The sequence below is a fragment of the Caedibacter taeniospiralis genome (assembly GCF_002803295.2).
In the GTDB taxonomy this organism is placed as follows: Bacteria; Pseudomonadota; Gammaproteobacteria; order Francisellales; family Francisellaceae; genus Caedibacter; species Caedibacter taeniospiralis.
Window position 1 is genome coordinate 29511 of sequence record NZ_PGGB02000005.1, and the last position, 22664, is coordinate 52174.

Genomic DNA, 22664 nt, shown 5'->3' on the forward strand with positions numbered 1-22664 from the left:
TAATGGCACAACAAAAAATACTGATTCTTGGAATCGGCTCACCCTTTGGTGATGATCAGTTTGGCTGGCTGACAGTAAGAAAGGTCAAGGAGATGCTGACGGCTGATGTTAAAAGAAACATTGATATGGAAATTGTCGATCGCCCTGGGCTTAATCTTTTACGTTTTTTAGAAATAAATTATGCCAAAATTATTTTAATTGATGCCGTCAATGCCAACGTTGAGCCAGGGAGGCAGTTTTATTTAAAAGCTGATGAAATCATAGAATTTACAGGTTTTTTATCCTCACATAATATTGGTGTCGCACCTTCTTTGGCGCTTGCTTTTGCCCTTGATATGCCGATTAAGCATATTGTATTTTACGGCGTGCAAGGTGAGCGGTTATTTGTAAAAGATAATGTGGTATCACAGGTAGTTGAAGAAGCAGTGATTAAGGTTGCCCATAATATTCTTAGTGCTGAGTCTGGGCTGCCTGAATCGCGGTAATCGCAATGGTGTAAATAATATCGTCAACTGTGGCTCCTCTGGATAGGTCGTTCACGGGTTTGTTAAGACCTTGAAGAACGGGTCCAATGCTTAAAACATCGGCACTTCTTTGCACCGCTTTATAAGTTGTGTTTCCTGTGTTTAAATCAGGGAAAATGAGGACAGTTGCTTTACCCGCCACGGAACTACCAGGGGCTTTTTTTCTGGCAACCGATAATGTGGTTGCGGCATCGTATTGCAGTGGTCCATCAATCATAAGTTCAGGCTTGTTTTGTCTGACGAGTGCTGTTGCCGATTTCACTTTATCAACATCGACGCCATGACCTGAGTCGCCTGTGCTATAGCTGATCATGGCAATTTTGGGTTCAATACCGAAAGCTTTGGCAGACTTCGCACTTTGTATGGCAATTTCAGCTAATTGCTCGGCATTTGGATCTGGGTTCACCGCGCAATCACCATAAACAAGCACCTGATCCTCAAGACACATGAAAAAGACAGAGGAGACGATGGAACATTCGGGTCTCGTTTTAATGATTTTAAGCGCGGGAGAAAGGGTGTGTGCTGTGGTGTTAAGTGCACCTGCCACAAGCCCATCGACGTCATTCATTTGCAACATCATGGTCCCAAGCGTGATATTATCTTCAAGTGCATCAGTGGCCATCATCTCAGTCATCCCTTTATGCTTACGAATCTCTACCAGCGGCTTAATATATTGGCTTTTAACATCCTCAGGATCAATAATGCTAAGACCATCAGGAATGCTCAAACCATGTTTTTGTGCGATCTCTAGAACCTGATTGCGCTTGGCCAGTAAGATACATTCAGCAATATTGCGCCTGGTGCAGAAAATCGCTGCCTCGATGGTTCGAGGTTCTAAACCTTCAGGCAAAACAATACGTTTCTTCACTTCCATGGCACGCTTAATCAAATAATGGCGAAACGCAGGCGGTGACATTTTTTTATGCACGGGCATTTTTGTCAGTCTGGCTTCTATTTTATGGATATCAATACATTCAGCGATTGATGATTTTAATAAGTTAAGGCGAGTAATATCGTCTTTGGGGATGCTGCTGTAGTCAATATCAGCAAGTTTTAGAATGGTGCTCATGCTTTTATTTTCGGTAGTAAAAATGGGCAATGCCATCTGTTTGGCAGCATCCATGCAGAAATCAATAAGGCGTTCATTTGCCAGAGAATAAGCGGTTAAGATGAGTCCTCCAACTTTAATGCCTTTTTTGGCGGCAAGGGTTGCGCCTAAAATAATATCACTGCGATCAGCTGCAGTAATAATCAAGGTCCCTGCTTGAAATTCATCGGCAACGTGATCAATCGTTCTTGAGCACATGGTGACCACTTTTATGCGTCGACTACGGTCAAAGTCTGGATAAAGTGGCTTAAGATTAAGTCTGTCAGCAACATCGACAATGCGGGGATAGGTTAGCTCATTTTGCCAGTGGGTAACGCCTAATAAGGATAATTGTTTTGTTTGAAACAAGGATAAGCTGGCAATATCCTCAATCGAAATATGGGGTGCCTGCTCATGTAAAGTTTCATCCAAAAGACTAAAGCGGTTATTGCCATTGGTATCAAGGGGCGCGTTGATTTTGGTAATAATGGTCCCAAGCAGCACATCTTGTGGGATCTGCTGCTGATGCAGCTTAAGCTGAATTTCGAGATCTTTGAGATTCTTATAGCCCTGGCGGGCAATTAAAATAACATTGGCATTAAACGTGTGAATAAGCGTTTTATTAAAGAGATTGATGTAGGCATTTGACCAGTCAAAAGCATTATGGTTGTGCTCTTTGATAAAGATGCCGTCAATAAGGGTGATGTCAGCGCTTTGGCTAAGTCGATCATAAATGGTTAATAGATGTTCAAAAAAGTCTTTGACTTTGTTTTGGCGAAAATATTGTTCCATCTCAGCAGCAGGAAGTTCGGCATCAAACAAAGGATTAAATAGTTTGACGGTATAACCCTGCTGTTCCAGTGCATACTTTAGACCCTGTTTTAAAGAAAACAGCCCAACTCCCTGCCCTGTGGGCAGTAAAACAATTGGTAGACTCATATGGACTCCTTGTTTACCTGAGTTAGATACTTTTGCTGAACTACCCCGCCTCGCAGACCTGACCACTTTAAAGTGGTCAGGCAGGCTCGGCACCCCTTCACAAGTAAAGGGGAATTTTCGATAGCTTGTTGCTAGATTCCCCTTCGTTAGCGAAGGGGTGGACGCGAAGCGGACGGGGTAGTCTTAAAATCAGCAAAAGTACGTAACTCCAGTTATTTATTTAATAATTCATGGCAGCTTTGAGCGATCATCAGCTCCTCATCAGTTGGTAGAACCATAATGCGTTTGCTGCCTGGTTTGTGAATTTCGATATACTGCTTTGCATTACTATTACGCGTATCATCGATCATAAAGCTGAGAGCTTCAAGCTTATCAATCACTTTCTGGCGCACCATAGCGCTATGTTCACCGATGCCTGCGGTAAATATCAGTCCATCAAAATGTGCAAAGTACATCATATAACTTGCGATATACTGGGCAATACGATGGCTAAATATCTCCAGAGCTAAAATGGCTTTGGCATTATTCTGGCTGATGGCGTGTTCAATATCACGCATATCACTTAAGCCGCATATTCCCAAAAGACCGCTTTGTTTGTTTAATAGCTGATTGATTTGGTCAATGTCCATATCTATGGTTTGTTTAAGATAGCCAAAAACGCCAGGGTCAATAGCACCAGAGCGCGTGCCCATAACCAGGCCGTCAAGCGGGGTAAACCCCATGCTGGTGTCAATGCTTTTGCCCTCTTTAATTGCAGTGATACTGCAGCCATTGCCCAAATGAGCACAGATGAAATTACCCTGAGCAAGTCTAAGATAATGTGCTGCAGTTTGTGCTATGTACTGGTGACTAATGCCATGAAAGCCGTATTTTCTAAGCTTAAGCTCCTCATAAAGGTTTTGCGGAATAGCATAGCGGTATATGTGCTCAGGTATGCTTTGATGAAAAGCCGTATCAAATACGGCAACCTGTTGGATATTACCAAAATGCTGATTACAAAATTCAATTCCCTGAAGATTGGCAGGGTTATGTAAAGGTGCCAGTGGAATCAGGGCGCGAATCTTATCAAGAACATCCTGATCAATCATTACAGCTTTATTGAAATAGTGCCCTCCATGAACCACGCGGTGACCAATGCAGCTGATACATTCAAGAAACTGGTGTTCCTTTAGTGTTGCAATAATCAGTAGAAAGGCAGATTGATAACTTAATTTCACATGAGCCTGCTGTTGTTTGGCATTGATCTTAAAAGAAAAATTGCCACCAGACTGGTTAATTTTATCCGCTATGCCAGATAAAGTGGCTGTGGTTTTCCCACGTTCGAATACAGCGAACTTAATTGATGAACTGCCACAGTTAAAAACCAGATAATATGTGCCACAAGCCATGAAAGACAAAAACTCAAAACGGATACGGGCTGTCAATATAGCGCTGGAATTAGTCGTTTGGAAAGTCAAAGTGAACAAAAACTTGAGCTATGTCATAAAGTACAAAAATAAAGCTGCTTCATATTAGCTTCTTATAATGGGCAGTGGTACGCTTATCAGCATAAAGCAGCCTGGGCATCGATTTAAAATGCACGAATTTTCGTTATGTCAGCGTGTTATTGGCATTGTGTTAAACAAAGTACGAGAAATGGATCAGGATGCAAAAAAGCTTAGCGCCATTACGCTCTGCATTGGGCAATTGGCAGGTGTTGATGTCGAATCGATGCAGTTTTGGTTTCCTGTGGCAGCAAAAAACACCTCTCTTTCTGGCGTAGGCTTAAAAATACTGATTGAGTCTGCGCGTGCGCGCTGTGTGACGTGTAATAACGAGTATGAAGTGGCGCAGTTTTATGCGGCATGCCCACAGTGCCAAAGCTACGAAAAAGATATAATCTGTGGTCAGGAAATGTTGGTTGATCATATTGAATTTGAAATGAAAAAATAATCGGTTAAAGGAGTGAGTAGGGTGGATAAGCGTAGCGCATCCACGCGGGGAGGCAGATTGGCTGCGTGTTGGTGGATGCGCGTTTGGCTTATCCACCCTACTACTAAAAAGAGATGGGCGAAGACATTGTGACTGCCTGAGTTTGAAGTGAAGTAATAGGAGTAAATATGTGTACCACATGTGGTTGCCAGGCTGATATGCTCCATAAGCACGATCAGCACTATCATCATCACCACACACATGAGCATGAAGTTAATCGTGTGAAGTTAGAAGAAGCTATTTTAGCGACGAATGATCAATATGCTAAAGCCAATCGTGAATATCTTAAACGCAGGAATGCGATCGCGTTTAACTTTGTTTCAAGTCCTGGTTCAGGTAAAACTTCGTTATTGGAGAAAACAATCGCCAGGCTTAAAGGCGAATATCCCATTGTGGTAGTCGAGGGAGATCAACAGACCGAGATTGATGCAGCGCGCATTCGTAAGGCGGGGGCTCACGCTTATCAGATCAACACAGGCAAAGCATGTCACCTGGATGCGCATATGGTCGGTCATGCGTATGAACACTTACAGATCCACAATGATAGCCTCGTCTTTATTGAAAACGTCGGTAACCTGATATGTCCTGCGATGTTTGATTTAGGGGAGAAGCATCGTGTTGCTATGATTTCAGTCACTGAAGGGGATGACAAGCCGTTGAAATATCCAGACATGTTTTATCACGCCGATACCGTTGTGATCAATAAAGTTGATCTTTTGCCCTATGTTGACTTTGATGTCGCGCGTTGTATCAATAACCTGCGTAAAATTCGCTCGGACATCCGCATTTTTACGCTGTCGGTGAAAACTGAAGAAGGTTTAGGTGACTGGTGTGCGTGGCTAAAATCGCTTTTAGCAGCAAAAGCACAATAACTAAGTGGAGTTATGTACTTTTGCTGATTTTTAAGACTACCCCGTCAGCCTCACGCGCAGAGCTTGTGGCGTTCAAAGCTGAAGAAGCAAAACTGTTTACTTCTTTCGGGCGCTTTTCACCCCCTTCGCTAACGAAGGGGAATCTGACGACAAGCTATCGAAAATTCCCCTTCACTGGTGAAGGGGTGCCGAGTCTGCCTGACCACTCTGGAGTGGTCAGGTTTGCGAGGCGGGGTAGTGCAGCAAAAGCATCGAATTCCAGTGATTAAATTTGTCACCCCTTCTAAAAGAAGAGCGCGAAAGACTACACAAAGGAACGTTCTTCTTTTAGAAGGGGTGGCACAACTTCAGCAAGCTTAGGTGATATGATGCAAAGCGCAGTAAAAATCATAGTAACTGGGATAGTCCAAGGTGTGGGCTTTAGACCATTTATCTATCGTTTGGCAGCACAGTTTCATTTATCAGGAAGCGTACAAAACACGCCTTTGGGTGCTGAGATTATTCTATTTTCAAGCCCTGAAATAGCCAGGGATTTTATTGATGTGATGTGTGGTCAATTGCCGCCATTGGCTAAAATTAAATCATTGGCATGGGTTGAAGTTAAGTGCTTATCCAGTGATCAAACATTCAAAATTCTTCCGAGTGTCCCTGGAGAAAGTGCAACTGAAATTCCTGCGGATACAGCAATTTGTGTGGCATGTATCGCAGAGATATTTTCGCCAGATAGTCGTTATTATCTTTATCCTTTTACAAGCTGCACCTCTTGCGGTCCACGTTTTAGCGTGATTACATCCTTACCCTATGACAGGGACGCCACGACGTTTGTCGATTTTCCCTTGTGTGATGCCTGTTTAGCGGTTTATCAGAATCCTCTGAATCGACGCTATCATGCGCAAACGACCGTGTGTGAAAAGTGTGGTCCAGTTTTCTCAAATACTTTTAAAGCGATGTTACAGGTTTTACAAAATGGAAAAGTCTTGGCACTTAAAAGCCATAATGGTTTTAGACTCATTGTGAACGCTAAGAATAAAGCGGCAGTTGGGTTATTGCGTGAGCGTAAAAAAAGACCATATAAACCCTTTGCACTCATGGCATTGAATAGTGCGAGCATTAAGCAATATGTGGAGCTTAATGCCAAAGAAGAAGCGCTTTTAAATACAAATGCGCGTCCCATTGTGCTTTTGAACAAAAAACAAAACCATTTACTGCCCGATGCCGTAGCCCCTGGCTTAAACGAGCTTGGATTGATGTTGCCCGCAACCGGGCTTGATTATTTGCTCTTTTATTACTTGTTAAACGAACCAAAAGGCTTAGATTGGCTGGAAGCTCCTAATGATTGGCTTCTTGTGGTGACCAGTGCCAATTTTTCAGGAGGCAGCATTATTGCAGATAATGAACAAGCCAGGGAAAAACTCCATAACATCGCCGATTTAATCGTCACCGATAACCGAAAAATTGCCATGCAAAGCGATGATAGTGTGATGCGCGTGGTGGCGGGTAAAGAAATGATGATTCGCCGATCTCGTGGTTTTGCACCCCTGTCCATCGAGCTTCCAGAGCCATTGCCAAATGTATTGGCGACAGGCGCTTTGCTTAAAAACACGTTTTGTTTTATCGGGAATAAAAAAGCCTATTTATCGCAATATATAGGGGATATGGATAGTGCTGAGAGTATCGCGTATTTCAACAAGGCGTTTGTCCATTATCAACGTTTATTTGGGGTGAGCTTTGATGCCCTTGCGTGTGATTTTCACCCTGATTTATACACCACGCATTTTGCCGAGGACTTTCAATTGCCGCTTTATCAAATCCAGCATCATGAAGCGCATGCTGGAGCAGTTATTGCTGAGCATAACTTAAAGGGCGAGGCTTTAGCGCTTATCCTTGATGGTTTTGGTTTAGGTGAAGATGGTGTGGCTCGAGGGGGCGAACTCTATTATTGCGATATGGATCGATTGGATTTTGTCCGTTGTGGTGAGCTTGTGCCAATGTGGTATCTGGGTGGAGACAGGGTTCAAAAAGAGCCTTGGAGAATGGCACTTGCCTTGTGTGTACAGTTGAAATTGCCTGTGCCTCTGTATCTACTTAAAGATAAACATGCAAAAGATTTATTGACTTTATTGCGTAAGAATCAGGCTGAGATTCCAGTCACAACCAGTATGGGGCGTTTGTTTGATGCAGTTTCAAGTCTTATTAATGTTTGTCATTACAATAGCTATGAAGCTGAGGCTGCCATGAAGTTTGAAGCTTTAGCCAAAGATCCGCAATGCGATGAAAGCCTGTTTGACATTAACAATGGGCAATTAGACTTATCAGCACTGATAGCCTGTATTATCGCGATGCCAGCAAACAGGGCGAGTGACCTGTTTCATGGAACGCTAGCGTATGCCTTAGCTTTTTGGGTCAATCATGTTGCAAAAGAAAAAGACGTAAAGAAGATTATCTTAAGTGGTGGCTGTTTTCAAAATAAGATTTTATTAACATGGATACTGAAGTATTTGGCAGCATTTGGTTTAGAAAGTTTTATCCCAGAGCAAATCCCTGCTAATGATGGAGGTATTAGTTTTGGGCAAGCGTGGATTGCTGCCAGGAAGCTGGAGCTACACACTTTTGCTGTACTACCCCGCCTCGCAGACCTGACCACTCCAGAGTGGTCAGGCAGGCTCGGCACCCCTTCACAAGTGAAGGGGAATGTTTGAAAAGTATATCCCCTAATTCCCCTTCGTTAGCCAAGGGGGCGAAAAGCGCCTTAAAGGAAGCAAACAGTTTTGCTTCCTTAGCTTTGAGCGCTGTAAGCTCCGCGCGCAGCTGGAGGACAATGCGAAGCGGACGGGGTAGTCTTTAAAATCAGCAAAAGTTCAATTACAAACAGAGGAATAAAAGCATGTGTTTAGCTATTCCAGCGCAGATTATAGCGTTTAATGAGGGCAAGCAAGCGCTTGTTAATATAGGTGGAGTGCGTAAAGAGATTTCACTGGCGCTATTAAAAGAAGACGTGAATATCGACGATTATGTCATCGTTCATGTCGGTTTTGCCTTAAGTAAACTAGATGAAGCAAAGGCAAGGCAAACCTTGGCAGATTTTGCAACCATGCTGCAAGCTAAGGAGGAAAAATGAATTATATCGAAGTTTTTCGTGATCCTAAGGTCGCAAAAAAACTGATTACTGAAATAAATAGAGTAGCTCGAAGTGATCGAAACTATCACCTTATGGAGTTTTGTGGTGGGCATACCCATGCCATTTATCGCTATGGTATTACGGGGCTTTTGCCAAAAAACGTCAAAATGATTCATGGTCCAGGTTGTCCTGTGTGTGTCTTGCCAGTGGCACGAGTCGATCAGGCAATTTATCTGGCTGCTCAAAAAGAGGTAATATTTTGCAGCTATGCCGATATGTTACGCGTTCCTGGCACAAACCAGGATAGCCTACTTAAAGCAAAAGCCCGAGGTGCCGATGTGCGTATGGTGTATTCAAGTGAAGATGCGTTAAAGCTTGCGACAATGAATCCAGAGAAAAGAGTGATTTTCTTTGCCATTGGATTTGAAACAACCACTCCCCCGACAGCAGTTGCACTGGATCAGGCTGTTAAACTCGGGTTAAAGAATTTTTATGTCTTTTGCAATCACGTGCTAACACCGATTGCCATGGAGGCTATTTTATCCGATGAAGTTAAAATTGACGGTTTTGTTGGTCCCTCGCATGTCAGCATCATTATAGGCAGTAACGCCTACCACGATGTAGCAACGCGCTTTCACAAACCTGTGGTGATCGCAGGGTTTGAACCTTTGGATGTATTACAATCCATTTTAATGTTGATACAGATGATTAATAACAACGAGGTTGGCGTTAAAAACCAGTATACTCGAGCGGTAACCCAGAAAGGTAATACCCTGGCACAAGCGCTCATTGGCAAATATTTGGAGTTGCGCGATACGTTTGAATGGCGTGGCTTAGGTTTTATTCCCCAAAGTGCCCTAAAAATTAAAGCACAATATGCGTCATTTGATGCCGAAGTGGTTTTTGATATTCCAAAGATTAAAGGTGAGGAGCATAAATCCTGCGCATGTCCTGATATTTTGCGTGGCGTTAAAGAGCCTAGAGACTGCAAATTGTTTGGTGTGGCATGTACTCCTGAACAGCCGATGGGGGCGTGTATGGTATCCTCAGAAGGTGCTTGTGCGGCGCACTATCAATACCAATCGCAAGGAGAACGTGCATGAGTGTTAAACTTAACTTTAATCACGGCGTTGTCGATCTTTCAATGGGCGCAGGTGGCAAAGCGATGAATCGCCTGATTGACCAGCTGATGAAAAAAGCGTTTACCAATGAATACCTGTTGCAGGGAGAAGATCAGGCAGTTTTGCCGCATATTGATGGCAGAATAGCTATGACCACCGATAGTTACGTGATTACGCCTTACTTCTTTCCTGGAGGTGATATTGGCAGCTTAGCTATCTGTGGCACGGTAAATGATCTGGCAGTGGGCGGTGCCACTCCTCGCTATCTTTCCGTTGGCTTTATTTTAGAGGAGGGCCTTGCGTTGAGTGATTTAAAACAAATCGTGTATTCGATGGCAGATACCGCGGCAAAAGCCGATGTGATGCTGGTGGCAGGAGACACCAAAGTCGTCGAAAAAGGCAAGGGCGATGGTATTTTCATTAACACCACAGGCATTGGCGTTGTCAGGGAAAACTTTGTGACAAGAGAGGTCTTGACGGTAGGGGATTGCATTATCATCAATGGCGCTATCGCCGAGCATGGTGTGGCAGTGATGTCAAAGCGTGTGGGATTAAGCTTTGATTGTGACGTCAAAAGTGACGTTGCTCCCTTAAATGGCTTGATTGATCAGCTTTATCAATCAGGATGCAGGCTTAAAACCATGCGCGATCCAACACGCGGTGGTGTTGCTGCAACCTTAAACGAATGGGCTAAGCAGTACCAGGTGGGGATTGAAATTGATGAAAGTGCTTTAGTTATCGGTGAAGAGGTTCAATCTGCGTGTGAGTTGTTAGGGCTTGATCCTTTATTTATTGCCAATGAAGGAAAGGTGTTGATCGTTTGTGAGGCTCCAGAAGCCCAGAAAGTTTTAGCTTGTCTGACGCAAGATGAGTCAGGTAAAAATGCGAGCATAATTGCAACAGTGAAAAAGGAAGGTGAGGCTTATGTCAATATGCAAACCACTTTTGGCGGTGTTCGTCGAGTGGATTGGTTAAGTGGCGAACAATTACCCCGAATTTGTTAAAAATAACTGGAGATATAAACTTTTTAAAAACTACCCCGTCAGCCTCACGCGCAGAGCTTGTGGCGTTCAAAGCTAAAGAAGCAAAACTGTTTGCTTCTTTCGGGCGCTTTTCACCCCCTTCACTTGTGAAGGGGAATTAAGCCCGTCAGCTTTGCTGCCTGCGAGGCGGGGTAGTTAGGTAAAACCACGTACCTCAACATAGGAGGAAAAATGAGTCAGTTTTATTTTTTACCTCATGCTCGATTGGATGATTTAATCCGTCATCTAAAGCGTGATGGTTATACGGTGAAAGCACCCATGGTCAGTGAAAATGCGATCGTGTACGACGATATTGACAGTGCATCTGAATTACCTTGGGGGTATGTTGATGAGCAAAAACCTGCGCATTACCGCGTGGCAAAAACAAAAGAGAACAAGGCGTTTGCCTGGAGTCTTCCTGTGCAGTCGATAAAGCCGATGCTGTTTGAAGAGAAAGAAGCTCTGTGGCAGGTTACACGCGATCAAAATGGCAAGCTCAAGTTTGAGCAATGTTTAAACACGCAAAAATATGCGGTATTGGGTGTAAGACCCTGCGATTTACGTGCGATCGAGATTCAGGATCGCGTGTTTATTGAAAATGCCTATCAAGACGTACGCTATAAGGCGAGACGCGAACAGATGTTTATTATCGCGGCAAATTGCACCACTTGTCATAGCAACTGTTTTTGTATCAGTATGGGCGATGGTCCATATGCGGATAAAGGCTATGACTGGGCAATCACAGAGATTGATGGAGGCTTTGTTGTCGAATCAGGAAGTGATAAAGGAAGAGGGCTGATCGAATCCTTGCAGTTAGAGCCTGCTACGGGGGCAAAAACGCATAGTGCTGAAAGTGCGGTAAAAAGCGTGTATGTGGTACAAAAGAAAAAAATTCCGCCTTTAGCCAAGGTTGAAAAAGCCTTATTTTCTCAACCTGATCACCCACAGTGGGACGATGTAGCAAAGCGTTGCCTATCCTGTGGCAGCTGCACGCAGGCTTGTCCTACCTGTTTTTGTCACACGGAAAGAGAAAACCCCGATTTGGAAGGTGATAAGAGCACGCATACGCGTGAATGGGATTCCTGTTTTAGCCTGGATCATAGTTACACCCATGGTGAGCTTTATCGCGATAAGCCCAAGTATCGCTATCGACAATGGCTGACACACAAGTTTTCAACCTGGCGTGAGCAGTTTAGAACAAAAGGTTGTGTTGGCTGTGGTCGCTGTATTACCTGGTGTCCTGTCGGCATTGATGTGACTGACGAGATCAATATAATTTGTCAGGAGAAAAAAGCATGATTTATCCACAAGATCCTTATCTGCCTCATGAGGCGGAGATTGTTGAGTTTATTGAAGATGCGCCTGATATTTTCACCATACGCTTACGCTTAACCGATGAAATATTGCGTAAAGCTTATCGTTTTCAACCAGGTCAATTTAATATGATTTATCTTTATGGTGTTGGTGAGGTAGCGATTTCAATTGTCAATGATCGCAAGTTTGACGAGGAGGTGTTTGAGCATACTATTCAGGTGGTAGGACGCGTGACAAAAGGCATGCACCAATTAAAAAAAGGGCAGACAGTGGGTATTCGTGGACCTTTTGGCAGCAGCTGGCCAGTTGAAGAAGCTCGCGGCAAAGATGTCGTTATTATGACAGGAGGTCTGGGTAATGCGCCCTTGGTTGCGGCAACTGAGACCATGCTTAAAAATCGTGAAGCGTATGGGCGAATCTATGTTGTGCAAGGCGTGCGTCACAGCAGGGGTCTTATTTATCAGGATAAATATACCCGTTGGAACAATGTGCCAGATACCAAAGTAATTATTACGGCGACAGAAGGTGAGTCCTTTGGTCCGTGGAAGTGGTATCAGGGTTTTGTTACTGAAGCGGTAAAAGATTTAGTGCTTGATTATCAGAATACCTATGTGATGAGTGTGGGTCCTGAAATTATGATGAAAAATGTGGCTCGTCGCTTTATTGATATTGGCGTGCCTGAGCATCAGATTTTTGTGTCCCTTGAGCGCAGCATGAAGTGTGCTATTGGGCATTGTGGACATTGTCAAATGGGTAAAGAGTTTATCTGTAAAGATGGCGCCGTCTACGCCTATCCTCAAGTTGAAAAATTGTTAGACATTAAGGGGGTGTAAGATGTCGTCTGTAGCCAAATTAAAAAGCTTAAAAAAACTGCCAAATAAGCCAACATTAGCCGTTCACAAATTTAGTTCGTGTGATGGCTGCCAGCTTGCGTTTATCAATGACGGTGTAAGACTTCTTAAACTTTCTACACTCGTCGATATTAAACATTTCGCCGAAGCAGGTCCTGTGGAGGAGGATTGTAAAGTCGATGTTGCGATTATTGAGGGGAGTATTAACACAAAGCATGACGCTCGTCGGATAGAGAAAATTCGCCAAAACAGCAAATACTTAATTGCCATGGGGGCATGTGCGACAACTGGAGGTATTCAAGGCTTAAGAAATAACATCAATCGTCAGCAATTTGAAGACTGGATGAAAGATGTATATCCACAGCATACTGATGTGATTGATCAAATGGAGCTAGACACCGCGAAGTCGATTGGAGACTATGTTGAGGTTGATTTTGAAATAAGAGGCTGTCCCGTCAGTTCTGATCAAGTGTATCACGCAGTGCGCCAATTGCTGTTTAAAGTAGAACCTGAAAAAATTGCAGATCCCGTGTGTACCTCCTGTAAACACCGAGGCATCACCTGTGTCATGGTGGCTTTTAATGAACCTTGTCTGGGTCCTGTTACGGCAAACGGATGTGATGCACTCTGTCCACATATTAACCGTGGCTGTTACGGATGTTATGGCGCATCAAGCTATGCCAATTTTGATGCAATGACTGAAAAATTAAAATCAATGGGATTAAGTGAGAAAGAAATCGCGCGCAAGTATCATTTTATTAATAATCAGCAAAAAGGTTTCAAAGAAGCAGGAGATAAGGCATGAGTGATAATGTGAAAACAACCAGAATAGAAGTCCCTATTTTGGCTCGTGTTGAGGGAGAAGGCGCGCTCGATTTAGAAATTACTGATCATAAGATTACCAGGTGTCACGTGCGTATCTATGAACCGCCTCGCTATTTTGAGAAGTTCTTAGAGGGGCGTGAACCCAATGAGATTATCGATGCCGTGGCACGCATTTGTGGTATTTGTCCCATGGCGTATCAGATGAGTGTGGTAACCTTAATGGAGAAAGCCTTTGGCGTTACCGTCACCCCTTGGGTGCATCAGATGCGTCGGGTAATGTATTTAGGCGAGTGGATTGAATCCCATTATTTACATACTCATATTTTGGCAGCGCCTGACTTTTTGAAATATCATTCAGCTATTGAAATGGCGAAAGATTTTCCCACTGAAGTCAAGCGTGGGGTGAAGTTGCAGCATTTGGGCAATGATATTCTATCCCTTTTTGGGGGCAGATCGGTTCACCCTGGCGCAATTAAAGTCGGAGGTTTTTATCGTGCGCCAAAACCCAAGGAAATTAAGTCATTGATTCCGCGTTTACAAGAGGCATTAAACGATGCCAAAGAGGTGGTGATGTGGTTTGCCAAGCTGCCTTATCCTGATGTGTATTTTGATGAGATTTTACAGGTTTCGCTCATGGATAAATCAGGGCAATATCCCGTGATTGCGGAACATGTGGTTACCAATAGAGGAGAGTGCTTCCCCATTGAAGAATGGGATCACTATTTTTATGAGTTTCATGCGCCACAATCGACAGCCCTACATTCAACGTGTGATGGTAAACCTTATATCACAACCCCTTTAACACGACTTAATTTAAACTTTGATAAGCTGCCAAAAAACGTGAGGGATCTGGCAAACAGCACGGGAATTTTATTCCCAAGTAATAATATTTTCCATAGCATTTTGGCGCGATCGATTGAGTGCTATTATGCGTTTGGTGAGATCTTACGCATCCTGGAAAACTATGAATATTCTGATAAGCCTTATGTTGATGTGAGCTTTAAAGCAGGTAAAGCCTGGGGTGCAACAGAAGCCCCTCGCGGTATTCAGATTGATTACTTTGAGTTTGATGATAAAGGGCTTGCGACAAAAATTCGCATCACGCCACCAACGGCGCAGAATCTCGCGTGTATGGAGGCGGACCTTAAGCAGTCATTGACAAAGTTTGGTTTAGATAAATCAGATGATGAATTAAGGCAGCACGCGGAAATGGTGATCCGTAATTATGATCCATGTATTTCCTGCTCAGCGCACTTTTTAACTTTAAACCTTAAACGACATTAAAACTGGGGTAGTCCAGCAAAAGTGTGGAACGAAAGTAAGGAGGAAATATCAATGTATCAAAAGTTTTTTCGTCATTTTATCGCTATAAGCCTGATCGTATGGACAATTTTTGCGCTACTTTTTTACCAGCATTTAAATCTGTTAGCCATCGTATTTATTGCTTTTATGCTGGGACTTCGCCATGGCTTTGATGTTGATCATATCGTTGCCATTGATAATGTAACAAGGCAACTTGCAGCAAGCGGTAAACCAAGTGTCACCACGGGATTGTTTTTTGCCTTGGGTCATTCAAGTATTGTATTTTTATTGACTCTATTGGTGATTTTGGGCGTAAGTCTCACTAAAGCGGAAGATTTAGGAATCATAGGCATAGGTGCAATGATTGGCAGCATCGTGTCGATCGTATTTTTGTGGCTGACAGGGGGCATGAATCTTATCTCACTGTATCGCTTAGTGAAATATCAGCAAAACAAACATGCCCACTCGCCCTTAACACGTTGGTTTAAGCCACTTTTTACGCTCGTTGATAAGCCTTATAAGATGTATCCTGTGGGCTTTTTGTTTGGACTTGGATTTGACACTGCGACTGAAATTGCTCTTTTGGGACTTGCGGCCACAGCATCATTAAGTGGAGAGTCTATCTGGCTTATTCTCTCATTACCAATTGCATTTGCACTGGGCATGACCTGGGTTGATTCCTTAGATGCGCTGTTGATGACGAGACTCATTAGTAGTCAAAACGTCAATGATCAGCTGTTTAGGCGTTATAATATTGCAATATTATTGATTGTGATTACAGCGTCCTTCGCGGTGGGGCTGATTCAACTACTTGGGCTGATCGAACGTGACATAGAAGGTGTTGTTAGCTTTATCGGGGATCATTCACCATGGTTTGGCGCAGGTCTTGTGCTTATCATGCTGGTTGTATTTGTCAGCATGATTTTGAAAAAAAGGGTACTGATGAACCGTCAAAAAATTTAACGCCAAAATTCAAACAATACCATATCCACCCTGTATGCTGAGCAAAGGCTAAATAAACGCAGCATATGCTTCTGCATGCTTCACAGGGGAAAAACTGTGATAACTATAGGTAGCAACATTTTCCACTAAAAAGGGATCTTCCTGAAGTAAAGCTTTGATTACATCCAACTCACCTGAGGCTAAAATAACACCACCATTGCGTGCACTATTGGGACCTGATGCAATAAATAGCCCTTGGGCGTACCCGCGATCAAGAAACTCGCGATGTTTAGGTCGAATCAGATCAATCATTTCTGAGCTTGCGGTGTAGCTGATAGTAATAATATGCGTTGGTTTCATTCGTTTGCCTTGTACTAAGTGGTTGTGAGGCTAATTTTGTCATAGCTTACAGGCTGTTTGTACTTTTTTTTCAAGATTTTCCTGCGTAGAATGGACTCAGCAATTTTGCGAAACTGTGGTGAAGATAACATTCATGAAGTATTTTGATTTGAAAGCGCTAAAAAAAGATAAAATTTTCACTGAATCCCGTAAGCTTATGTCTTTTTCACTGTGGCGAAGGCGCTTACTTTTCTGGGGAGGTGCTATTTTAGTTGGGCTTATTTGTGTGTTATTTGCCTATCTTTGCGATAATTTGAATGACAGCTTTAGCGAATTAAGCCAGAAGCATCCTCATTGGCCATTGTTCATTATGCCCATTGGCTTTATGGTCATCATATATTTGCTTAAAACCTACTTTGATGGCGCTGAAGGCAGTGGGATACCACAGGTGATGGCTGCTTTGAAAGTCAAGAATATGCACAGGCGCAGCAAACTGGTTTCAATGCGTATTGCCCTAGGCAAATTTATGCTAACGGCTTTGGGTTTCTTAAGTGGTGCATCCATTGGGCGCGAGGGTCCTACCATTCAGCTAAGCGCCTCAGTCATGCACTTTTTAGGGCGCATGGAGAAGTTTAATCGCGAGGACACCGAAAAAGGTCTGCTCTTGGCAGGGGGGGCTGCAGGGATTGCCGCAGCTTTTAATGCACCGTTGGCGGGGGTGGTATTTGCAATTGAGGAATTAGCGGGCTCGTTTGATAAAGGCATTACAGGGACAATGATTACCACAGTAGTATTGTGCGGATTTGTGTCATTAGAGATTATGGGAAATTATGCCTACTTTGGTGCAAGCTCTGCCACTTTAGATATTTTAGGTTGGGGTGGGTTTGTGTTAATTGTCGTTGCCATTGCGTGCGGATTTTTAGGGGGAGTATTCAGTCGTTTGTTATTGGTAATCTCTGCTGCGGTTGCCAGGATTATTGGCAAACACCCTGTGCTCTTTGCGGGTGGTATTGGTTTTGTGATTGCTGTAATTGGTGTGCTTACCGGCGGGATTATTTATGGCAGTGGTAAAGAGACTGCTGTAGCACTGTTAAATGGGCATGAGGTGGAGGTTTCTGTTTTCTTTGGTTTATGGAAAATGATAGCAACCCTGCTATCGTTTATCAGTGGCATTCCAGGTGGGATCTTCGCCCCGTCGTTATCTGCAGGTGCGGGATTTGGTCATATGATGAGTTTTTTCTTTGAAGATCAATATGCCAGTGCGGTGGTTTTGGTTGGTACAGTTGCCTATTTTTCAGGCGTTGTTCAAAGTCCAATTACCTGCTTTATCATTGTGTCTGAAATGACCCAAAATGTCTCAACAGGCATGCTGCTACCCATTATGCTCGCGGCACTGTTAGGCACAGCAGCTTCAAGAGTGATATGCAAAGAGCCCGTATATCATGCGTTGTCATTGCGTTACTTGGAGAAACTGCGCTCGAACAGTTAAAAACCTGATTACGTCTGAAGCTTCTAAAACTTTCCATGCGCACTGAGAACTTGAGGCGTATGGGTGAGCTCAGAGTTTTTGGAATAAACCAGGGGCTGTGAGTACTAAAGTGCCACAATAAATTTTGGTTTTTAAAACAGATGAGCGCGTAGCACTGTTTTAAAAGCGTTAAAAAATTTGTGACCCTCACCTTGTCATATCGAAAGGGTACGTTTAAGCATGTCATAAAATATACACTTTAATACACGCCTATTGGTACGCTTTGCTCGAAAGTTAAATCGGCAAAGCGGCAGAATCTTCCTTCAAAATGTACTTTGATACTGCCAATAGGACCGTTACGCTGTTTGCCAATGATAATTTCACCTAAGCCTTTATTGTCTTCTTTATCTTTGTGATAAACCTCATCACGATAGACAAACATGATCACATCGGCATCCTGCTCAATTGCGCCAGATTCACGCAGATCAGACATCATTGGACGCTTATCCGCGCGATCATCCACGCCACGATTAAGCTGTGATAATGCAATAACAGGCACGTGCAACTCTTTAGCCAGCGATTTCAGCGCGCGCGAAATTTCAGAAACCTCCTGTGTGCGGTTATTTTCATAACCTGGGACTTTCATCAGTTGCAAATAGTCGACTACAATCATGCTTAAACCATTGTGCTCTTTGTACAGTTTACGCGCTCTTGAGCGCATCTCAGATGGCGAAAGCCCAGCACTGTCATCAATGTGCATGTTAAAATCTTTGGCTAAAACTTCCATCGCTGTCGTTATTTTCGCCCAATGCTCATCTTCCAAACGACCCTTTCTAAGGGCATTTTGCTCAACACGTCCCAAGGATGAAATCATTCTAAGGACAATATCTTCAGCAGGCATCTCAAGACTAAACACCAAAACGGGCTTATCAGCACCTCTTGCCACATTCTCTGCCAGGTTCATCGCAAAAGTGGTTTTTCCCATTGAAGGGCGCCCCGCAACAATGACGAGATTGGCAGGATGAAGCCCTGAGGTTAATTCATCCAAATCAGCAAAACCGCTGGGTGTTCCTGTAATGCCATCACTGGACTCCATCATTGCATCAATGCGATCAATGACGCTTGGGATAATATCACGAACTGCTCTTGGACCATCACCTCTTTGGGTGTCCGTTTCCGCGATCGCTAAAATCTTTTGTTCTGCAACATCTAAAATATCTTCCGCTTTTCTGCCTTCTGGAACGTAAACCATATTGGCAATATCCGTCGCTGTATTTAAGAGTACCCTTAACTTTGAACGCTCTTTGACAATCTCAGCATAGGCTACGACATTCGCCGCCGTTGGCGTATTTTTGGCAATCTCTGCTAAATAATGCAATCCGCCTGCCTGCTCCAATAGCTTTTCATTAGATAATGAATCACTCAATGTAATAATATCAAAGGGAGATTCATCTTGGATAAGCTTCTGCATTTGCCTAAAAATGATGCGATGTTGAGAACTATAAAAATCTTCGGGTTTAAGAATTTCTTCGATTTTAAACCATGCTTCATTATCCAATATAAGCCCACCAATAACTGACCGCTCAGCATCAATTGAAGAGGGTGGGCGTTTAATGCTTTCAAGCTGAGTATTTAAAGATATCACTTCATTTGGGTGCATAATCACGCCTGTTACTTATCTTGCTGCAGCAAAGTATCTACCTTTTTGTCTGTTTGCGCTGTGGCATTTTCCATCTCATCAACTTCTTCCCATGGCGCCTTATCTTCTTTAGGATTAGATTTACCAGTGAGCTTTGTATTTTGCTCAGTTAGATCCAAACCTGCAGTGTCTTCCTTGGCAAAAACCTGCATAAGAAAATCAATAAACTCACGCAATGTCTCTGCCATGATAATGAAGTCAGCATCAAAGCGCTCTTGTTTGGTTTCGGAAACAATATCGTTGGCTTTGTCCTGCACCATTTCCAGGAACTTTACCGATTTAATCATAAACTCATCATTGATGATAAAACTCAGCTGATCCTGCCAGGATAATCCCAACTGGATCGTCTCACGACCTGATTCTATTAATGACAAAATGTCATCGGTAAATAAATTCTGGCGCTGACAGCGAATAATTCCCGACGCATCTTTATCATCCTGCAAGATACATTGATCCTCAATGGTAAGTGCTGCTGGATATTCATTGGTTTTAAGCCATTGCGTCAAGAGCATGGAAACAGGAAGCACCTCTGGAATGCGGATCTTCAAGCTCCCCAGGGCTTTGCGCAAATTCACGGTTAAAAGCTCGGCTTTCTTTGCTGAAGAAGCATTGACCACAAGCCAACCGTTTTGCGTATCGATATAAGCGTTTATCACACTGTTACGAGTAAATGCGCGAGGTAAAAGCGTTTGATAAATTTCCTCTTTAAGCGTGTCTCTTTCTTTCTTTTTAACTGTGCGAGATTCCTGTAATTCAATCTCTGCCACTTTTTCATCCACAAGTTCTTTTATCACGCCAGCAGGCACTATTTTTTCCTGCACCTTAAATGCCATCAGCATAAAGCCACTAGCGGCATGCACGATGGGCGCATTATTTCCCAAAGGAGATACCCAGCCCATAGATACAGGAGTGCTTGTTGAACAAGGAACAAAGGCGTGTTCATTTAAATATTTTTCCACTTCCTCAACCGTAAGGGTAAATTTTTCTGTCAATTGAAATAACGCTAAATTTTTAAACCACATTTTTTACCTTCTTAATTTTTAGAGGAGTTACGTACTTTTGCTGACCTTAAAGACTACCCCGTCTGCTTCGCAGCCACCCCTTCGCTAACGAAGGGGAATTAAGTAATAAACTTTCCGAAAATTCCCCTTCACTTGTGAAGGGGTGCCTCGCGGTCTGACCACTCCAAAGTGGTCAGACCGCGAGGCGGGGTAGTGCAGCAAAAGTGTATCACTCCAGTTATTTAAATACTACCGTCGGACGCTTTGCTGCATCCTCTAAAGATTTTAAGTACACATTATTGGGATAATTTGTTTTTAACACTTCCATGGATTTCTCAGCCAACACGGGTAACTTCAAAATGTCATACGAGCGAATCATAACAACCAGCGCGTTTTCAATCGAAGTGCTTTGCGGATAAGACTCAACTACGATCTTAGCGCGATTAATTGCTGCAACATAGGCTTCATGATCAAAATAGAATTGCGCAATATTACATTCATATTCGCCAACCACATTATTGATGTGAATCATTCTACGTCTTGCGTCCTCAACAAATGCGCCTTTAGGTTCTATCAACACGGCGCGTTTTAAGTCACTAAATGCTTGTCTATATGCAGCAGGATCATGTTGTGCCATGTCATAAGGAAGTCTGCGCTGTAAAAAACCACGCCCATTGTCATAGTTCATTACCCCCATCATGTAGTAGACATACCCAAGATGTGTTGAAGTCGGATAAGCACGCAAAAACTGGCGCGCAAGCCCTAATGCCATCTCAGGCTGCCCATCTTCATAGTAAGTGTAAATAAGCTCCAAGTTACCCATTTCAGTATATTTTTGAAATGGATACTGAGAATTTAATGATCTAAACGTGTCAATAGCTTTGTAGTAATCCCTGTTTTTGACCTGCTCGTGACCCTTGGCGTAAATATACTCTGGACTTTCACCTTGATAAGGCAATGGTTTATTCGTTGTCGTCGAACAACCTGAAAAGAGCAAAAGTGCCCCTAAGCCACTTATTGCCCATAATATTTTTTTCATTGATTTCCCTTTAATTTATTACCGCCTTTGTCATTTATTGTTTACAATGCTGCACAATTTAACAGGCGTCTTGATAGGACTCTATTTGTGCCACATCATACCGTATTTAAAAATATTCAGCAAAATGTTATTGCACCTGAAACGCTGGCAGGCAAAAGACTAGATCAGTGTTTATGTATCCTGTTTAGTGATTATTCTCGTTCACAACTGCAAAAATGGTTGAAGCAGGGCAGCATCCTTGTTAATCGGGAGGTTAAAAAGGCCAAAGACAGAATCATTGGCGGTGAACACATCATGCTGGACGCTGAACTTTATGAGCATAGCGGCTGGCAGGCTGAGCATATTCCTCTTGAGGTGATATTTGAGGATGAGGACATTATTGTCATCAACAAGGCAGCAGGACTTATTGTTCACCCAGGGGCAGGGAATTTCTCAGGTACCTTATCTAATGCCCTTTTAGCCCATGATCCCATCTTTGCAACTGTGCCTCGCGCAGGCATTGTCCACCGTTTAGATAAAGATACCTCTGGATTAATGATGGCTGCTAAAAGTTTAAAAGCGCATACTTCATTGGTTGCTCAATTATCTAAGCGTCAAGTAAAACGTGAATATGAAGCCATTGTTACAGGCTATATTACCGTTGGCAGCACGATCAAGACCAAAATCGGACGAAGTCCTCATAATCGCTTAAAAATGGCAGTAACCCCTACAGGGAAAGAGGCAATCACTCACTTTGTTGTCATTGAGCGTTATCGCGACCATACGCGCATTCGCTGCAAACTGGAAACGGGGCGCACACATCAGATTCGTGTCCATATGGCGCACGTTAAAGCCCCTTTAGTGGGGGATTCCATTTACAACCCCAGATTGAAACTCGCTCGCGGCTTGTCCGATGAAGCTCAAGAGGTGTTAAAAAACTTTCAACGCCAGGCATTGCACGCTTATAAACTTGGCTTTATTCACCCTGCCAGTGGTGAAAGGATCGAATTTAGTGCTAAGCCACCTGAAGATATGCAGCACCTGATTCAAGTCCTGCGTGAGGATGCTGAAGGCTTATATTCATACGATGATGATTTTGATGACGAATGCTTCGACTTTACAGGTGATTACGTCGATGATGATTTTGACGATGAAGCGTATGACGAATACACCGATGATGATTCAGATGAGTCCACTTTTAATTCTTAGTTATTTTCAACTATCTTTAGCACTAAATGGAGTTTGAGTAAG

At 43.2% G+C, this 22664-nt stretch carries 20 protein-coding genes; 14 read left to right on the top strand and 6 right to left on the bottom strand.

Translation table 11 applies throughout. From position 1 onward, the window contains the following. The first annotated feature begins 2 nt into the window (after window positions 1-2). Window positions 3-485, top strand: coding sequence for a hydrogenase maturation protease (locus CU053_RS02955; protein ID WP_100551315.1), 483 nt, complete (start codon window positions 3-5; stop codon window positions 483-485). Here the strand turns inward: CU053_RS02955 and pta are convergent. Both pta and CU053_RS02965 read right to left on the bottom strand, forming a co-directional pair. Then, window positions 451-2550: a phosphate acetyltransferase gene (pta, locus tag CU053_RS02960; RefSeq protein WP_100551316.1), complete on the bottom strand. Its 2100-nt coding sequence runs from the start codon at window positions 2548-2550 to the stop codon at window positions 451-453. The two genes, CU053_RS02955 and pta, sit on opposite strands and share 35 nt — an antisense overlap. A 212-nt stretch (window positions 2551-2762) precedes the next feature. Next, a complete protein-coding gene (locus tag CU053_RS02965) occupies window positions 2763-3938 on the bottom strand; it encodes an acetate/propionate family kinase (protein WP_100551317.1) in 1176 nt (391 codons plus the stop codon). 136 nt (window positions 3939-4074) lie between these two features. Here CU053_RS02965 and CU053_RS02970 point away from each other — a divergent pair, with 136 nt between their 5' ends. From CU053_RS02970 to CU053_RS03020, 11 genes are all read left to right on the top strand, one after another. Next, window positions 4075-4482, top strand: a complete 408-nt coding sequence (locus CU053_RS02970) for a hydrogenase maturation nickel metallochaperone HypA/HybF (RefSeq protein WP_233263323.1) — start codon at window positions 4075-4077, stop codon at window positions 4480-4482. A gap of 167 nt (window positions 4483-4649) precedes the next feature. Further along, a complete protein-coding gene (gene hypB / locus CU053_RS02975) occupies window positions 4650-5393 on the top strand; it encodes a hydrogenase nickel incorporation protein HypB (protein WP_100551318.1) in 744 nt (247 codons plus the stop codon). A 368-nt stretch (window positions 5394-5761) separates the two neighbouring features. Beyond that, on the top strand, window positions 5762-8092 hold the full coding sequence (hypF, locus tag CU053_RS02980; RefSeq protein ID WP_233263324.1) for a carbamoyltransferase HypF: 2331 nt from the start codon (window positions 5762-5764) through the stop codon (window positions 8090-8092). Between the two features lie 185 nt (window positions 8093-8277). Further along, window positions 8278-8511 (top strand): HypC/HybG/HupF family hydrogenase formation chaperone, encoded by a 234-nt coding sequence (locus CU053_RS02985; protein WP_100551320.1) that lies wholly within the window; start codon window positions 8278-8280, stop codon window positions 8509-8511. After that, window positions 8508-9614 carry a hydrogenase formation protein HypD gene (gene hypD / locus CU053_RS02990; RefSeq protein WP_100551321.1) on the top strand — a complete coding sequence of 369 codons (1107 nt, stop codon included), beginning with the start codon at window positions 8508-8510 and terminating at the stop codon, window positions 9612-9614. Before CU053_RS02985 ends, hypD begins: the two co-directional genes overlap by 4 nt. Then, window positions 9611-10636 carry a hydrogenase expression/formation protein HypE gene (gene hypE / locus CU053_RS02995; protein ID WP_100551322.1) on the top strand — a complete coding sequence of 342 codons (1026 nt, stop codon included), beginning with the start codon at window positions 9611-9613 and terminating at the stop codon, window positions 10634-10636. The genes hypD and hypE overlap by 4 nt, the downstream gene beginning before the upstream one ends. A gap of 210 nt (window positions 10637-10846) precedes the next feature. Next, the gene (locus CU053_RS03000) at window positions 10847-11953 is read left to right on the top strand and encodes a 4Fe-4S dicluster domain-containing protein (protein ID WP_100551323.1); all 1107 of its coding nucleotides are present in this window, start codon (window positions 10847-10849) and stop codon (window positions 11951-11953) included. Beyond that, window positions 11950-12801, top strand: coding sequence for an FAD/NAD(P)-binding protein (locus tag CU053_RS03005; RefSeq protein ID WP_100551324.1), 852 nt, complete (start codon window positions 11950-11952; stop codon window positions 12799-12801). The genes CU053_RS03000 and CU053_RS03005 overlap by 4 nt, the downstream gene beginning before the upstream one ends. Window position 12802: 1 nt before the next feature. After that, entirely contained in the window at window positions 12803-13624 is an 822-nt protein-coding gene (locus tag CU053_RS03010) for an NADH-quinone oxidoreductase subunit B family protein (RefSeq protein ID WP_100551325.1), read from the top strand. Next, on the top strand, window positions 13621-14928 hold the full coding sequence (locus CU053_RS03015) for a Ni/Fe hydrogenase subunit alpha (RefSeq protein ID WP_100551326.1): 1308 nt from the start codon (window positions 13621-13623) through the stop codon (window positions 14926-14928). Before CU053_RS03010 ends, CU053_RS03015 begins: the two co-directional genes overlap by 4 nt. A 51-nt stretch (window positions 14929-14979) precedes the next feature. Beyond that, window positions 14980-15909: a HoxN/HupN/NixA family nickel/cobalt transporter gene (locus tag CU053_RS03020; protein WP_100551327.1), complete on the top strand. Its 930-nt coding sequence runs from the start codon at window positions 14980-14982 to the stop codon at window positions 15907-15909. Window positions 15910-15957: 48 nt separating this feature from the next. Here the strand turns inward: CU053_RS03020 and CU053_RS03025 are convergent, their stop codons facing one another. Beyond that, on the bottom strand, window positions 15958-16248 hold the full coding sequence (locus CU053_RS03025) for a YciI family protein (protein ID WP_100551328.1): 291 nt from the start codon (window positions 16246-16248) through the stop codon (window positions 15958-15960). A 133-nt stretch (window positions 16249-16381) separates the two neighbouring features. Here CU053_RS03025 and CU053_RS03030 point away from each other — a divergent pair, with 133 nt between their 5' ends. After that, window positions 16382-17716: a chloride channel protein gene (locus CU053_RS03030; RefSeq protein ID WP_100551329.1), complete on the top strand. Its 1335-nt coding sequence runs from the start codon at window positions 16382-16384 to the stop codon at window positions 17714-17716. Between the two features lie 238 nt (window positions 17717-17954). Here the strand turns inward: CU053_RS03030 and dnaB are convergent, their stop codons facing one another. The 3 genes from dnaB to CU053_RS03045 form a co-directional block, all read right to left on the bottom strand. Beyond that, window positions 17955-19355, bottom strand: a complete 1401-nt coding sequence (gene dnaB, locus CU053_RS03035) for a replicative DNA helicase (protein WP_100551330.1) — start codon at window positions 19353-19355, stop codon at window positions 17955-17957. Window positions 19356-19366: 11 nt separating this feature from the next. Further along, window positions 19367-20416 (bottom strand): recombination-associated protein RdgC, encoded by a 1050-nt coding sequence (locus tag CU053_RS03040; RefSeq protein ID WP_100551331.1) that lies wholly within the window; start codon window positions 20414-20416, stop codon window positions 19367-19369. A 217-nt stretch (window positions 20417-20633) separates the two neighbouring features. Beyond that, window positions 20634-21434, bottom strand: coding sequence for an outer membrane protein assembly factor BamD (locus CU053_RS03045; RefSeq protein WP_100551332.1), 801 nt, complete (start codon window positions 21432-21434; stop codon window positions 20634-20636). 87 nt (window positions 21435-21521) lie between these two features. On the opposite strand from CU053_RS03045, the gene rluD reads away from it, so the two are divergent. Further along, complete coding sequence (gene rluD, locus CU053_RS03050) at window positions 21522-22622, top strand: 23S rRNA pseudouridine(1911/1915/1917) synthase RluD (protein WP_100551333.1); 1101 nt, start codon at window positions 21522-21524, stop codon at window positions 22620-22622. Window positions 22623-22664: the final 42 nt, after the last annotated feature.